The sequence below is a fragment of the Streptomyces sp. NPDC028314 genome (assembly GCF_055565795.1).
Window position 1 is genome coordinate 236,746 of the sequence record NZ_JBVHTP010000008.1, and the last position, 15,053, is coordinate 251,798.

Below are 15,053 nucleotides of genomic sequence, written 5' to 3' on the forward strand. Positions count from 1 at the left end.
CCTCCCCGAGCACGGGACCCCCGCCGGGAACGCCCGAACACCCGCCAACGAGGCCGCGCGCAGCCCGACCCGCGGCGCCCGACCCGGCAAGACCGCCGGGCCGGGCGGGCGGTGCCTCCCGCTGTGCGGGCGCACTGGTCGCCCGCGCTCCGCCGGAGGCGTGGGGGGTCACCGGATCACCAGCTCGTCCGGCTCGGCCGGGGCCTCCGGCGGGGCGGGGCGGGCGGCGGGTCCGCCCGGAGCGGCGGCGGACGGCTGCTCCCGCCCCCGCTGGCGGGGTGCGCGCACCACGGCGCGCGCGGTGCGGCGGCCCTGCGCGGGGACACCGCGCAGCACCCGCGCACCCTTGCCGAAGCCCCGTCCGAGGAAGGCGGCGAGCATCGCCAGGAACGGCATCAGGTCGTCGGAGGCGAACCAGGCCGCCTCCACCTCCGCCCGGCGGTCCTTCGGCGCCGGCCTCAGCGGTCCGGGCCGGCCCGCACCCGCGCCGCCTGCTCCTGGTCCGCCCGCGCCCGGCCGGCCCGCGCCCGGCCGGCCCGGCCCCGGCCGGCCGGGGCCCGCCTCCGCCCGCGTACCGGGCCCGGCCGCCTCGCCTCCGCCGGAGCCGGCCGGACCGCGACACCCGGCCGGCTCGGAGCCGTCGGCCCCCGCCGGGTCGGACACTTCGGGCCCCTGCGCAGCCGGGCCGCTGCCGGGTTCCGCCGCCGAAGCCGTTGCCGCTGCGCCGCGGTCCGCGCACCGGTCAGCCCGAACCTCGTCCCCCGCTGCCGCCGGCTCGGTCCACCGCACGAACGCCGCCGGGTCCAGGCCCGCCTCCGGCACACAGCCGCCACCCGGCGCCCGGTCCAGGCCCGCCTCCGGCACCCGGTCCCGGGCCAGCGCATGGCCTCCGCCCGGTGCCCGGTCCAGACCCGGCTCGGCCACACAGCCGCCACCCGGCGTGCGGTCCGGGTCCGCGGCTCCAACACAGCCACCCGGCACCCGGTCCGCAGCCGGCACGCGGCCGCCGCCCGGCGCCCGGTCCTGGCCCGCCTCCGGCATCCGGTCCCCGGCCGGCACGCAGCCGCCACCCGGCACCCGGTCCGCAGCCGCGCCCGCGCCCGGCCGGGGTGCGCCCGTCCGGTCCGCCTCCGGCCCGGCCGCGGGGTCCGGCCGGCGTCCGGCCGCGCGGCCGCGCCGGTCCGGGCCCGCCGGATCCGGGATCACCGCGACCTCGTGCGGTCCGCCCGCCGGGGCACCCGGCCCGGGGATCCCGGCCAGCGGGGCCGCCGGGGACGGGACCGGGCCCGGCTCCGGGACGGGGCGCTCCCGGCGCCCGGTACCCCGCCCGACCCGCGCAGCGACCGGCAGGCGGCGCCCCCGTACCGCCGCCAGCAGCGCGTAGTTCTCCGCGACGAACACCCGCCCCGGACCGCCCGACGGCTCCGGGACCCGTTGACCCGTCAGGTCCAGGTACATCGCCTGGACCACGTCCAGCCCGCCCGCGTCCGTGAACAGCCGGAACTGCGCCCCGGGCCGCGGGTTGAAGTCCACCAGCCGGAAGCACCCCCGCTCGTCACGGCGGAAGTCGAGGTCCAGGATCCCCTGGTAGCCGAGCCGTTCGGCGAGCCGCAGCCCCGCCTCCTCCACCGCCGGGTCCGGCAGCCACCGCCCCACCGCCGTCAGCCCGGTCCGCACCGGCCAGGACAGTTCCTTGCGGCCGGACCCCACCAGCAGCGGATGCCCGCCCCGGGAGAAGGCCCCGTGGAAGAACCAGTCGGTGTCCTGACCCGCCGGCAGGAACCGCTGCAGCAGCAGCCGGCTGCCCGCCTCCGCGGAACGCTCGTACAGCCGCCGCGCCTCGGCCGCGCTGTGCAGCAGCGTGGTGCTCCGCAGCCCGGCGCCGGCCGGGAGCAGCCACGGCCGGCTCCACTTCGCCACCACCGGCAGCCCGAGCCGCCACGCGGCCTCCGCCGCCTCGGCCCCGCCCGCCGGGACCACCGTCTCCGGGTGCGGGACGTCCCACCGCGCGCACAGCCGGGCCAGTTCGGCCTTGTCGGCCACCCGCGCGGGCAGTCCGTCCGGCTGGTGCGGGACCCGGTACCGCCCGTCGAACCTCGGGGCGATCCGGGCCACCGCGATGGCGCTCAGGTCGTCCATCGCGATGAGCACCGCGGGCCGCCCGATCCGCTCCGACACCCCCATGAGGCACTCCAGGAGCGCCTCCGGCGCCTCGGGATCGAGTCCGCCCTCCGGTCCCGGATGCGCGGCGCGCAGGTACCGCGAACGTCCCATGGGACCTCCCCCGGCCTCGACGACGGCATGGACCTCCACGCCCTTGCGCCCAAGGGATCTGACGGCGCCGAGGGTTCCGTGGTGGAACGGATTCCGATCGAGTCTGAGCAGAACAGCGGGCACATGGTTGGCGAACGCGTGCATGGAAACGGTGTCTTTCACCTAGTCGGACCAAGCGGGGATGGTGCGCACCTGCGAATGGCCTACGCAGCGGTCACCGGACAGGCCATTCGTCGGATGTGATGTCTAACGTCGTTGGCAAGCACACCGGTTCAGGAAAGCTCGGGAGACGCCATGCCCAGACCACGCCGCCGACTGGCGAGCACCTGCATCGGTACGGTCACGGCCGGACTGCTGGCCACCGGCGCCGCGCTCGCGGCGCCCGAGGACGAGGTGCCCAAGGGCTCCGACATCGCCATGGGCGCCTACCTCCACTACGGGCCGTCGGGTGTCGCCCGGATCCCGTATCTGTCGCGCTGGCTGGGCGGCAAGGAGATCCGGGTCGGGCACACCTATCTGCCCGGAGACCGGTGGGCCGGCATCGAAGGCAACGTCAGCTTCCTTGAGGACTGGGCCGAATGGCGCCAGGAAGAGGACGACCGGATGTTCGTCCTCAACGTGCCCATGCAGGAGCGCAACGAGGGCCGGGTGCCCGACTGGCAGGTGGCCCGGCTGATCAGGTGGGGCGCGCACGGCGGGTTCGACGCGCACTTCAGAAGGCTCGCCGAGCGGCTGGTGCGGCTGGGCGTGCCGGACACCGTCATCGTCCTGGGCTGGGAGATGAACGGCACCACCTACACCCACCGCTGCGGCCCCGACCCGGAGAACTGGAAGCGGTACTGGAAGCGGATCGTCAACACGATGCGGTCCGTGCCCGGACAGAAGTTCAAGTTCGATTTCGCCCCGAACCGGGGTACGGACGCGATCGGCTGGACCAGGTGCTACCCGGGCGACGACGTGGTCGACATCGTCGGGATGGACTCGTACGACCAGGGTCCCGGCCGGACGTTCGACGAGCAGGTCTCCCAGCCGTACGGGCTCCAGCAGCACGTCGACTTCGCGAAAGCACACGGCAAGCCGATCTCGTACCCGGAGTGGGGACTGTTCCGGCGCGGGGACAATCCGGAGTACGTGCGGCGCATGCTGAAGTGGATCGAGCAGCAGAAGCCGCTCTACCACACCATCACCGACTACTGCCCGCACGGCGTCTGGCAGTGCAAGCAGAACCCGCAGTCCGCGCGGGCCTTCCGGGACGCCCTGACCCCGGAGAAGCCCGGCCCGGTCGTCCCGACGCCGGTCGTCCCGACGCCGGTGATCCCGACCCCGGTGATTCCCACGCCGGTGATTCCCACCCCGGTCGTACCCACGCCTCAGATCCCGACGCCTCAGATCCCCACGCCTCAGATCCCGACTCCCCAGATCCCGACGCCCCAGATCCCGGCCCCCGAGACATCCAGCCCGGTCGTGCCCAGCCCGGTCGTGCCCAGCCCGGTCTCGCCCAGCCCCGTCGTGCCCAGCCCGCAGGTGCCGTCGCCCGAGGCGCCCTCGGTCCCGCCGGTCGAGCCGCCGGTGGAGGCGCCCGTCGAGCCGCCCGTGGTCCCCGCGCCGGTGACCCCGTCCCCGGACGTCTCCGTCCCGGCAACCGAACCCTCCCCGGTCGCGCCGAGCCCGGTGGTGCCGAGCCCGGCCGACCCCGTCCACCCCAGCCCCGCGGTGCCGAGCCCGGCGGACTCCGGTCCCGCCGCCCCGGTGGTGCCGAGGCCGAGCCCCGTCGCACCGAGCCCGCTGGTGCCCTCGCCCACCCCCCAGCCGCCCAAGCCGAACCCCCCGAGGCCGACCGACACCACGCAGTGGTGCGTGCCGCTCAACTTCGGGGAGTGGCTCTCCAAGCTCGTCGGCAACCAGGCGATCTGCATCCGGATCAACTGGAGCAAGGAATCCTTCTGGCCCTTCTAGACACGGTCGCGTGACTCCCGTCATCGCACCCGCAGTTCGTTGAGCCGGGCCCGCCAGTCCCTGGCGGCCGGCAGCGCCTCGCGCAGTGCGTCCACCGCCCGCTCGCGCCCCGTCACCTGCGACTCGTGGAGTCGCAGCAGGGGCGCGAGCGCGCTCGTGGCCAGCAGGAACCGCTGGTTGACCACCGTCTCGGGCCGCCAGTGGTTCTTGTACGGTTCGTTGCCGCGCAGGAAGCTCACCACCGGGCGGCCCTCCGCGAGGGCGCGCCCCGCCTCGTAGCGCAGCAGCAGCGTGGCGATGTCGACCTTGCGGTCGCGCAGGTCCGGGTCGGCGCCGTACAGGTAGCCGCCGCTCAGCGCCGCCGACAGCAGCGTGAGGTTGGCCGCGACCACCTTCCCGTCCAGCCGGAACTCGGTCAGCCGGCCCTCCCCGGCCCGCACCATCCGCCGGGTGGCCCGGGTCAGGTGCTCGGCGAACCTCGGCTTGAGGTGCTCGGGGGTCACCCCGCGCCCGCGCCACTGCTTCTCGTGGAGCCGCAGCAGCGTCCGTACGGCATGCGGCACCTCCTGCTCGGTGACCTCGTGCTCCTCGATCCCGGCCGCGTCGGTCTTGCGGAGCTTGGCCCGCACCCGCTGGGCCCCGGAGGCCGGCATGCGCTTGACCAGCTCGTCGAACGGCAGGGTGGGCAGCTCCATGCAGGTGGAGTCGGTGAGCCTCGCCCGGACCCCCGGCCACTCCTCGAACACCGCCTCGGCGACGGCCCCGGGCCGCACCTCGCGGAAGTCGACGACCGCGCCCCGGGCCGCCCGGTGCAGCCCGCGGGCCAGCGCCGGGACGGCCTGGCCCACGTGCTCGGGGGCCACGAGCACGTCGAAGTAGTCGGTGATCCCGCCGCCGAGCGGCACCAGCAGCGGCAGCGGCCGGTGTACGAGCATCAGCGCGGCGGCGCCGACCAGCTCCTCGCCGCGCCGGACGAGGACGACGCGGAGCCGTCCCTCCCTGCCGTAGGACAGCCACCAGGAGTGCAGCCAGGCATGGCTCTGGAAGGGGGTGGCGGTGGGACAGCCGCGCAGGAGCCGGTTCCACGGCTCCTCCAGCGCGGCGAACTGCCGGGGGTCGCGGCACAGCGTCACCGACAGGGCCCCGGCGGAGCCCGTCGTCATCGCACGGACTCCTTCTCCTTGGCCGAGGCCGGCTCACCCTGTGCGGGCAGCGTGGCGAACTCCCCGGCCACGGATCCGGCGGTCTCCTCGGCGGCGCCCTCCTCCGGGGCGGCCCCCTCGGGCGCGACCCCCTCGGGCGCGGTCTGCCCGGGCGCGGTCTCCTCGGGGCGCCGACGCGCGGGGCGCGCCAGCATCCACAGGCCGCCGAGCAGGCCTCCGGCGCACAGGCCGACGGCCCCGCTGAGCGGAGCGGAAGCGGAGGCCGGCTCGGACGGGGCCACGGCCTGGTTGAACAGCAGCAGCTGCACACCGGTGTTCTTGGCGGCCTGGTTGCTGCTCAGCGACAGCGCGTCGGCCACCGCGTTGGCGATGTCGGCGGCATCGCCGGGGCTCTTGGAGGTCCCGGTGATGGCGATCATCGGGGACTCGGGGGAGGTCTCGGCGCGCACCTGGGTCCGCAGCTGCCGGGCGGCGATGCCCGCGCGGGGCTGGGCGTACGCGAGGGTGGAGCTGCTGGTGGCGATGCGTGCGTAGGCCTGGGCGAAGCCGAGGGCGGTGGCCGGCTCGGTGGTGTCGTCCGGGACGGCGACCACGTAGCTGGTGGCGGCGTACTCGGGCGCCTTGAGCACCCCGTACGCCCCGCCCACGGCCAGCCCCAGCAATGCGCAGGCGGGCAGGGGCCACCAAAGGGGCAGCGCCGGCTTGGGGATCCGGCGGCCCTTCTTTCCGGAGCGGTGGTCGGACTTCTTCTGATCGGCGGTGTCGGCCATGTGCGTGCTCACTTCCTGAGTGGAGGGGACTTCCTTCGGCCCCCGTGCGGGGACCCTGCGGGAGGACGGTTCAGCCGTTGCCCTGGCCGGGCACGTCCCGCCCCGCGTGCGTACGGGACACCTCTTCCGGCCGCGCCGGCCCACGACGCGCCTGATCCGGTCGCGCCGAATCCAGCCCCGCCGACGCACGACGCGCCTGGTCCGAGCGCGCCGCGTCCGGGCGCGCCGGCCCACGACGCGCCTCGTCCGAGCGCGCCGCGTCCAGCCCGGACGGCGCACGACGCGCCGAGTCCGGTCGCGCCGAATCCAGCCCCGCCGGCGTTTGAGGCGCGGGGTCCGGGGCGGAGCCCCGGGAGTCCGGCCCGCGGCCGGCAACGGACAGCACCGGCACCGGCACCCCGCCCGCCGCCGGATCCGCACCCGGGACCGGATCCGCACCCGAGCCCGGGTCCGGGTCCGGGTCCGGCTCCGCACCCGGGGCCCGGTCCGGGGCGCAGCCCCGGGCCCCCGTCAACGGCGCGGCCAGCGCAACGGCGTAGACCTCCAGCAGCCGCTCCGCGCTCCGCGCGATGTCGTACCGCCGGACCACGGGCGGCTGCGGCAGCCGACGGGCCCCCGCCTCCATGTGCCCGCGCAGCGCGGCGACCAGTTCCTGCGTGCCGGTGCCGATCCGCCGCGCCCCCGGCGCCTGCGTCGCGGGCAGGTCGTCGATGGCCGGGCAGGTGACGTGCAGGACGGGCAGCCCGGCGGCCAGTGCCTCGACCACCGCCAGCCCGAACGCCTCCTCCCGCGACGGGGACACGAAGACGTCCATGGCGGCCAGCAGGGCGGGGATCCCCGGGGTGCGCCCGTCCGCGCTGTCGCCCAGCGGATCCCGCTCCCCCAGCAGGTGGATCCGGCTCTGCGCGCCCAGTTCGGCGGCGAGCCGCCGCAGCGCGGCCCGCTCGGGCCCGTCCCCGGCGAGCAGCAGGTGCGCCCCCGGCAGCGCGGCCACGGCCCGCACCAGTACGTCGAACCGCTTGCCCGGCACCAGCCGACCGACCCCGCCCACCACGAACGCCCGCTCCGGCAGCCCGGTCCGGGCCCGTGTGGCCCGCCGTACGCCCTCGTCGAAGCGGAAGCGGACGGCCTCGACCCCGTTCGGTACGACGTGTACCCGCGCGGCCGGCACCCCCCAGGCCTCCAGCCGGGCCGCCACCGTCTCCGAGACCGCGACCGTCGCCGCGCCGAGGCGTTCGCTGGCCAGGTACAGGCCCCGGACCCCGCGGGTCAGCGACCGGCCCTCGATCTCCCCCTCGCCGAGGGAGTGTTCGGTGGCCACGATGGCTCCGACGCCCGCGAGCCGGGCCGCGAGCCGCCCGTACACGCAGGCCCGGTAGAGGTGCGTGTGCACCAGGTCGTAGCGGCCGCGCCGGATGAACTTCACCAGCCTGGGCAGGGCGCCCAGGTCCCGGTTGCCCTTCATCCCGAGGTGCACGACGCGCACTCCGTCGGCGCGCAGCCCCTCGGCGACCGGCCCGGGGTTGGTCAGCGTCAGTACGTCGCACGGCATCGGCATGTGCCGCAGCAGCAGCCGCAGTTGCTGTTCGGCGCCGCCGACGCCCAGTCCGGTGATGATGTGCAGCGCCTTCAGCGCGTGCATGCCGCTCACCGCGTCCGTCGCGGTCATCGCGGGGTCACCCCCCTGCGCAGCTCCCGCATCTGGTGCCGCAGCTGCTTGATCCGCAGCCGGGGCCCGCCGTCGGCCTGGCTGATGTGCGTACGGGGCAGGGCGTGCAGGCCGGCCAGCCGCCCGGGGGCGATGGCGCAGGCGTAGCCGTACCCGGCGGCGCGGGTCGCGTCGACGACCCGGGCGTCGAGGTGCCCGTACGGGTAGCAGAACCCCTCGGGCAGCGTTCCGGTCAGCTCACGCAGCAGGTCCCGGCTGCCGCGCAGCTCCTGCTGGAGCACGTCGTCGGGGGTCGCGGTGAGGTCCTGGTGGAGCAGTCCGTGCGAGCCGATCTCCTGTCCGGCGGCGGCGACTTCACGGATGCCCTCGGCGGTGAGCAGGGACTTGCGGGGGCCCAGCGGGTCCCACACGTTGTCCACGCCGAGCCGCCCGGGCAGTACGAACAGGGTGGAGGTGAACTCGTAGCGCAGCAGCAGCGGCAGGGCCAGGGTCAGGAAGTCGGTGTACCCGTCGTCGAAGGTGAGACCGACGAGGCCGGCGCCGTGCCCGGCCGCGCGGGCCCGGAGCAGCTCGCCGACGGAGACCCCGCGCAGGCCCCGGGAGCGCAGCCACGTCAGCTGCGCCTCCAGTGCGAGCGGGGTGACGGTGATCCCGTACGGGTCCTCGGCGGGATCGGTGAACTCGGCGACCGAGTGGTACATCAGGACCCACGGTGAGGCGGTCCGGCGGGTGGGGACCACCACGGCGCCGGGCGCCGTGTCGGTGTCAGCGGGCATTGCGGAACCTCTGGGTGAGCTGGGAGGAGAGCTGGGCGATCTGGGCGGGCAGAGCGGTGACTTCCAGTGCCCGTATGGCCATCCCGGTGGCCCCGAACATGGCCGGGACGAGCAGGCAGCCGAGGGCGGCGCTGACCATCGGGTCGGGGACCATCGGCCCGGCGATCCAGCCGGTGGCGCAGGCCGCGAAGGCGGCGACCACCAGCCGGCCGATGCTGACGGCGACCCGGCGGACCTCGATGGCGATGATCCGGGTGCCGAGTCCGGTCAGGAGCAGGGCGGCGGTGGTGGAGATGCCGGCGGCGTTGGCGGCGGCGATGCCGTAGGTGCCCCACCAGCGGACGGCGAAGGCTCCGGCCACGATGTTGACGAGCAGTCCGGCGCCCATCGCGAGCGCCGGGAACCAGGTGGGCCGGGCGGTCGAGAAGAAGGGCCGGCTGAGCGCCCCGACGAGGCAGTGGCCGAGCAGTCCGAGGCCGTAGACCCGCATCACTGAGGCGGTGGCCTGGGTGTCCTGGTGGGTGAAGGCGCCGCGTTCGAAGAGCACCTGGATGATCTGGGGCGCGTACCCGATGACGAGGGCGGTGCCCATGAGGACGGCGAGGGAGGCCAGCGCCAGGTCCTGTTCGACCCGGCGCCGGGCCTTCTCCCGCTCGCCGCCGGCCATGGCCTGGGCGACGACGGGGAAGGTGACGGTGCAGATCATCAGGGACAGCACCATCGGCATCTGCGCGACCTTCTGCGCGTAGTTCAGGTGCGAGATGGCGCCGGGCGGCAGGGACGCGGCCAGGAAGCGTTCGACCAGCACCTGGGACTGCCGGAAGACGGCGAAGAAGATGACGGGGGCGATGAGCCCGAAGGCGATGAGCGTGGGCCGGTCCCGGTCGCGCTGGCAGCGCGGGGCGCCCCTGGGCCGGGACGGCCCGAAGCCCACGTTCCGGATGAACGCCGGCAGTTGGACGAGCACCATCAGCGCCCCGCCGACGGCGACCCCGGCGGCGGCGGCCCGCACCCCCCACAGGGTGTGCAGGGTGACCATCGTGCCGATGATCCCGACGTTGTACGAGACGTAGATCGCGGCGGGCGGCAGGAAGGAGCGGTGGGCCCGCAGCGCCGCGCTGAAGTATCCGGCGATCCCGAAGGTGAGCACGGTCAGGGCGGTCAGCCGGGTGCACTGGACGGCGAGTCCCGGATCGGGCAGCCCGGGTGCGAGCACGGCGACGACGAGCGGCGCGGCGACGATGAGCACGGAGGCCACGGCGGCCAGGAACACCGCGAGCCGCGGCAGGGTCGCCCCCACGAGCAGCCGTACGGGGTCCTGCGCGCGGGCCTCCTTGCGGGTGAGCCCGGCCCGGCTGGCGGCCCGGCGGGCGAGGGCGTGGCTGAAGGCGGGCACCATCAGCAGCGCCATGGCGTCCTCGATGAGCAGCGTCGAGGCCATCTCGGGGACGGTCCAGGCGATGAGGAAGGCGTCGCTGTCGTGCCCGGCGCCGAAGAGGTGCGCGATGGTCTGGTCGCGTACGAGCCCGAACACCGCCCCGGCGGCGGTGAGTCCGGCGGTGACGGCGGCGGCCTTGGCGAGGAACCGTCCGAGCGGAGCCGGCGCGCCGGCTCCGGGTGGTCCGGTCGGCCCGGCGGCCTCGCCCGCCCCCGGGCCGGCGGGGGCGCCGCGGCGGCCGGCGACCCCGCCCGACCCGGCCCGCGGTCCCCGCGACGAGGCGGCGGCATGCCGCCCGGGCCCGGCCGTCAGGGTGCCGGAAGCGGCGGCGGGTTGCCCTGCCGCGCCGGTCGCGGACGGGCGCGGACCCACGGTCCTCGGGGCGGCGGCCGGCCCGTCCCCGCCGCCCGTGGCGGTGGGGGCGGCGGGGCCCCCGCTCTCCCCGGCGCCACCCGGGACGGCCGACGGCCTGGACGGCACGGCGGCGGCCACGGGGGCGGGAACGGCGGCGGGCACAGCGGCGGGAACGGCAGGCACGGCCGGTACGGCGGGGAAGGCGCCCGCGCGCTCGGGGTCGCCGGGACCCGGGACAGCGGCAGGTGCCCCCGGTGTCGCGGGGCCGCCGGAGGCGATCACGCGCCCCCGGTCACCGGCGGAGCCGCCCGCTCCGGGCCCGCCCGGCGGCCGGGCGCCCGTGGGGGCGGCCGGCCGGTCCCGGTCCCCGTGGACGGCGGGGCCCCGGGCCGCACCCGGTTCCGCCGGGGTCGGCGGACGGCCCGCGGCGGCGGCGAGGTCGGTCGCCGCTGCCACGGGCCGCCAGGGCGTCGTGTCCGTCACCGGGTGGCCGGCCCCTCAAGGGGCGGCCGGCCCGAACCGGCGCCGGAGGCGCGTGCCTCCGGGCCGCCCTGGCCGCGCACGCCCGCATCGCCCGGGGAGGGCAGGGCCCACCAGGCCGCCAGGCCGATGATCACTCCGGTCAGCACCGTGGACGGCCCCCCGATGTCCGCGTACAGGAAGTCGGTCAGCTGCCACACGAACAGGCCGAGCGCGACCAGTCCGCAGTCCCGGATCCGGCGCGCGGCCGGGTCCGGGGCGGTGATCCGGCGCAGTCCCGCGACCAGCAGCGCCGCCCAGCCGCCCGCGAGCGCGGTCAGCCCGATCAGCCCCTGCTCGCTGAGCACCAGCAGGTACATGTTGTGCGGGGACAGCAGCGGCTGCTTGATGAAGGCCTGGCCCGCGCCCGCGGTGTCGCTGCCGGAGGACAGCGCCAGCGAGGAGTGCCCGTCCCGGTTGGCGGGGAAGCCCTTGAGGCCGACGCCCGCCGCGGGCCGCTCGCGCCACATCGACTCGGCGGCGGCCCACATCGTGTAGCGGTCGGTCACCGACTGGTCGGGGGCGTCGGAGACCTGGGTGATCGAGGTCAGCCGCTCGGCGACCATCTCGGAGCCGACCCCGAGCCCGCCGACGAGCACCACGCCGAGCGCGGCCAGCGCCACCAGGACCTTCAGTGCCCGGCGGATCCCGGCGAGCGCCATCACCAGCACGGCCGCGCCGAGGGTGGCGATCCAGGCGCCCCGGCTGAAGGACAGGACCAGCGGCAGCACCAGGGCGAGCGCGCAGCCGCCGGCCAGCCTGCGGACCCGTTGCGGCAGGCCCGGCGCCAGCGCGGCGGCGGTCGCGACGACCAGGCCGTACGCCACGACCGTGGCCATGCCCATCACGTCACCCGGGCCGAAGGTGCCCACGGCCCGGATGTCCTCGCCCTGGTACGAGGCACCGGTGTGGGTCGCGAACTGCACGACGCCCACCGCGCCCTGGACCAGCGCCAGCACCACGAAGCACCCGGCGGCCAGCCGGAACTCCCCGGCGTCGCGCACCAGCAGCACGATCGCCGCCGGGACCAGTACGAACACCTGGAGGTAGCGCACGAAGCCGGGCAGGGCCGCGTACGGGTCCCCGGCGGTCACGGTCGCCACCGCGAGCCCGACCGCGGGCAGCCCGAGGACGAGCGCCCCCGTCGGGGTCAGCGCCCGCACCCGGCCCCGCAGACCCTGCACGGCGCACACGAACACGAGCAGCAGCGAGGCGGCGTCGGCCGGGCCGACCTTGCCGGAGGCGGTGGCGTCGCCCGCCGGGAGCGGGGCGAGGAGGCACAGGACGGTCGCGGCGAGCGGCAGCAGTGGCCAGTGCCGGCGCAGCAGGGCCCCGGTGGCCGGGCGGACGCGCGGCGACGGCGGCGCGGATACGGCAAGTGTCATGCTCAGCTGCCCCCCAGCCGGAATCGGAAGAAGCTGGCCGCGGTACGGGCCAGGATCCACAGGTCCTGCCAGAGCGACCAGGTGTCGATGTAGTGGTTGTCGAAGCGGGCCCGGTCCTCGATCGAGGTGTCCCCGCGCAGCCCGTTGATCTGGGCGAGGCCGGTGATTCCGACGGGCATCCGGTGCCGGGCCTCGTAACCGGGGTGGATGCTGCTGAACTTGGCGACGAAGAAGGGCCGCTCGGGGCGCGGACCGACCAGGCTCATGTCACCCCGTACGACGTTCCACAGCTGCGGCAGCTCGTCCAGCGAGGACTTGCGCAGGAAGGAGCCGATGGGGCTCATCCGGCGGTCCCCGGCGACGGTCCACCGGGTGGCGGACTCGTGCGGGTCGGCGCTCAGGGTGCGGAACTTCAGCAGGGTGAAGGGGCGTCCGTACAGGCCGACCCGCTCCTGCCGGAAGATCACGCCGGGTCCGTCGGAGAGCCGTACGGCCAGGGCGCAGGCGCCCATCACGGGTGCGGCGGCCAGCAGCGCCAGCGCGGCGAGCGAGGAGTCGATGAGCCGCTTCGCGTACCGCTCCAACGGCCGTGCGGGGCGCGGCAGCAGCGGCTGTACGGCGTATCCCCACAGCTGGTCGGCGGGCTGCGCGACCCTCATGCCGGTGACCTTGGCGGTGCCGGCCGGGTCGGCGAGCCAGAGCCGGCAGCCGTGGTCGTGGAAGAGCCGCACCAGCGAGGCGGTGCGCTCGTCGGACTCCGGCGGGCGGGTGAACACGGCGTGCCGGACGGAGTTCTGGATGACGGCGCGCCGGACGTCCTCGTGGGTGGCGAGCACCGGCAGCTGGCCGTTCTCCCCGTCCGTGGCGCCGGTGTCCGCGATGCCGACCGGCCGCAGCCCGTACTCGGGGCGTCCGTGCAGGGCGGCGGCGACGGCGCCCGCGCCCTCGCCGGGACCGACGACCAGGGCGGAGGCGGGCCGGCGGACGGCGGCCCGCCGGTGGAGCTGGTTCACGAGGCCGCGGCCCGCGCAGACCAGGACGACCTGGAGGCAGACGGCGCTGAGCAGCACGCTCCAGCCCATGGTGTGGTGCGGGTCGAGGGCGGCGGCGACGGCGGCGGCCCCGCACCACAGGACGGCGCTGCGCCCGGCCAGCGTCGGCAGTTCCAGCAGCGCGGACGGCGCGAGCCGCGGCCGGTACAGCCCGGCGTGCGCGTGCAGGGTGGCGAGGAGCCCGGCGAGGGGCAGGGCGGCCCCGGCCGGGATCCCCAGCCCGGGTACGGCCGAAGCGGTGAGTACGGCGGCCAGCGCGTCGGCGGTCAGCAGGGGCACGACCCGGTCGCGGCGGCGGGCCCGCTCCGGCCGGACGGCGGGCCGGGCCTGCTCGGCCTTGGGCCCGCGCGGGGGGTGGATGGCGGTCACGGAACGGCGGGCTGCCGGGTGTGGCGCGGGCGCGAAGGCGCTGCCGCCGGCGGGCCCCGTGCCACCCTGCCCGGTGTGCCGGGCGGGTGCGCTGTCCATCGTCATCGGCTGATGCGCTCCTGGTTCAAGGGCCGGGGCCTGCCCAGCAGTTCGTGGTACAGACCGGTGACCGCGTCCGTGGTTCGCCGCACGTCGAACTCGGTCCGGGCGTGCTGCTGGGCCTGCTCCCCGAGTTCGGCGAGCAGCCGCGGTTCGGCCAGCAGCCGTCCCAGGGCCTTGGCCAGTGCCGTCGGGTCCTCCGGCGGCACCAGGCACAGCCGTCCCTGGCCGGGCGGCAGGCTTTCCCGGGCACCGCTGACGTCGGAGACCAGGACCGGGCGGCCACAGGCCATGGCTTCGAGCGGGGCGAGCGCCATGCCTTCCCACCGCGACGGCAGTACAACGAGATCGGCGGCCCGAAGCCACGGTCGGATGTCTCGGGCGGGCCCCGCGAAGAGCACGCCGGTGCCGGACAGCGCCGCGGTGCGGCGCAGCCGTTCGGTGTCGGGGCCGTCGCCGACCAGGGCGAGGCGGGCGCCGGGCACGGTGCCCAGCAGCTCCGGCCAGGCCCTCAGCAGGATGTCCTGTCCCTTCTGCGGGCAGATCCGCCCGACGCAGACGGCGAGTGGTGCGTCGCCCCGGAAGGCGGCGGGCAGCGGGAGTCCGGCGCGGGCCTCGGCCCGGTCCCGGTCGCGGTCGGGTCCGCCCGGGCGGAAGTGGCCGAGGTCCACGCCGTTGCGGATCACCGACCAGCGGGCGGTGATGCCCTCGGACTCACCGGCCCGGCGTTCGGACTCGCTGACGCAGAGCACCCGGTCGGCCCAGCGGGCGCCGAACCGCTCCCAGCGCAGCGCGAGCGCGGCGGTGGCGCCGCCCACGGCGTCGAAGGACCAGGCGTGCGGCTGGAACACCGTCGGTACGGAGCCGCGTACGGCCAGCCGGGCCGCGAGCCCCGCCTTGGCGCTGTGGGCGTGCAGCAGATCGGGCCGGACCCGGCGGATCAGCCGGGCGGCGCCGACCACTTCGGCGGGCAGCCCGGGCCCGGGGGAGCGACCGGCGCGCCAGGTGAGCACCTGTGCCCCGGCGGCGCGGACGCCGTCGGCGAGCTGTCCGCCGGGCGGACAGCCGACGAGGACGCGCAGGCCGGCGGCGGTCTGCGCCCGGACGAGGTCGGTGACGACCCGGGCGACCCCGCCGTCCACGGGCTGGACCAGGTGGAGGACGGTGATCGTCGGTGAGGTGGGGGGCTGTGCGGCGGAACTGTCTTTCGACACGTGGAGCGGTCTCCT

The 15,053-nt window shown here is 76.2% G+C and carries 9 protein-coding genes and 1 pseudogene; 1 reads left to right on the top strand and 9 read right to left on the bottom strand.

Annotated elements, in window-relative coordinates; all coding sequences use genetic code 11:
* Window positions 1-168 precede the first annotated feature (168 nt).
* Entirely contained in the window at window positions 169-2,274 is a 2,106-nt protein-coding gene (locus ACZ4TG_RS20165; RefSeq protein WP_468164557.1) for a carboxylate--amine ligase, read from the bottom strand.
* A gap of 294 nt (window positions 2,275-2,568) precedes the next feature.
* Between ACZ4TG_RS20165 and ACZ4TG_RS20170 the strand changes: the two genes are divergently transcribed.
* Entirely contained in the window at window positions 2,569-4,230 is a 1,662-nt protein-coding gene (locus ACZ4TG_RS20170) for a glycoside hydrolase family 26 protein (protein WP_468164559.1), read from the top strand.
* A gap of 20 nt (window positions 4,231-4,250) precedes the next feature.
* Here the strand turns inward: ACZ4TG_RS20170 and ACZ4TG_RS20175 are convergent, their stop codons facing one another.
* The 8 genes and pseudogenes from ACZ4TG_RS20175 to ACZ4TG_RS20210 all read right to left on the bottom strand — a co-directional run bounded on the left by ACZ4TG_RS20175 (window position 4,251) and on the right by ACZ4TG_RS20210 (window position 15,038).
* Window positions 4,251-5,393: a GNAT family N-acetyltransferase gene (locus ACZ4TG_RS20175; protein WP_468164561.1), complete on the bottom strand. Its 1,143-nt coding sequence runs from the start codon at window positions 5,391-5,393 to the stop codon at window positions 4,251-4,253.
* Window positions 5,390-6,175, bottom strand: a complete 786-nt coding sequence (locus tag ACZ4TG_RS20180; RefSeq protein WP_468164563.1) for a YveK family protein — start codon at window positions 6,173-6,175, stop codon at window positions 5,390-5,392. The genes ACZ4TG_RS20175 and ACZ4TG_RS20180 overlap by 4 nt, the downstream gene beginning before the upstream one ends.
* Before the next feature lie 511 nt (window positions 6,176-6,686).
* Window positions 6,687-7,796: pseudogene (locus ACZ4TG_RS20185) on the bottom strand (glycosyltransferase); the annotation flags it as partial.
* Between the two features lie 32 nt (window positions 7,797-7,828).
* A complete protein-coding gene (locus tag ACZ4TG_RS20190) occupies window positions 7,829-8,608 on the bottom strand; it encodes a polysaccharide deacetylase family protein (protein ID WP_468164565.1) in 780 nt (259 codons plus the stop codon).
* Window positions 8,598-10,883, bottom strand: coding sequence for a murein biosynthesis integral membrane protein MurJ (murJ, locus tag ACZ4TG_RS20195; protein ID WP_468164567.1), 2,286 nt, complete (start codon window positions 10,881-10,883; stop codon window positions 8,598-8,600). The genes ACZ4TG_RS20190 and murJ overlap by 11 nt, the downstream gene beginning before the upstream one ends.
* Window positions 10,880-12,304, bottom strand: coding sequence for an O-antigen ligase family protein (locus ACZ4TG_RS20200; RefSeq protein WP_468164569.1), 1,425 nt, complete (start codon window positions 12,302-12,304; stop codon window positions 10,880-10,882). Before ACZ4TG_RS20200 ends, murJ begins: the two co-directional genes overlap by 4 nt.
* Before the next feature lie 2 nt (window positions 12,305-12,306).
* Complete coding sequence (locus ACZ4TG_RS20205; RefSeq protein WP_468164571.1) at window positions 12,307-13,830, bottom strand: exopolysaccharide biosynthesis polyprenyl glycosylphosphotransferase; 1,524 nt, start codon at window positions 13,828-13,830, stop codon at window positions 12,307-12,309.
* Complete coding sequence (locus tag ACZ4TG_RS20210) at window positions 13,827-15,038, bottom strand: glycosyltransferase (RefSeq protein WP_468164573.1); 1,212 nt, start codon at window positions 15,036-15,038, stop codon at window positions 13,827-13,829. Before ACZ4TG_RS20210 ends, ACZ4TG_RS20205 begins: the two co-directional genes overlap by 4 nt.
* Window positions 15,039-15,053: the final 15 nt, after the last annotated feature.

Coding starts and splice junctions, on each gene's coding strand:
- ACZ4TG_RS20165 (WP_468164557.1), bottom strand. CDS start 2,274: ATGGGACGTTCGCGGTACCTGCGCGCCGCGCATCCGGGACCGGAGGGC.
- ACZ4TG_RS20170 (WP_468164559.1), top strand. CDS start 2,569: ATGCCCAGACCACGCCGCCGACTGGCGAGCACCTGCATCGGTACGGTC.
- ACZ4TG_RS20175 (WP_468164561.1), bottom strand. CDS start 5,393: ATGACGACGGGCTCCGCCGGGGCCCTGTCGGTGACGCTGTGCCGCGAC.
- ACZ4TG_RS20190 (WP_468164565.1), bottom strand. CDS start 8,608: ATGCCCGCTGACACCGACACGGCGCCCGGCGCCGTGGTGGTCCCCACC.
- ACZ4TG_RS20200 (WP_468164569.1), bottom strand. CDS start 12,304: ATGACACTTGCCGTATCCGCGCCGCCGTCGCCGCGCGTCCGCCCGGCC.
- ACZ4TG_RS20205 (WP_468164571.1), bottom strand. CDS start 13,830: ATGACGATGGACAGCGCACCCGCCCGGCACACCGGGCAGGGTGGCACG.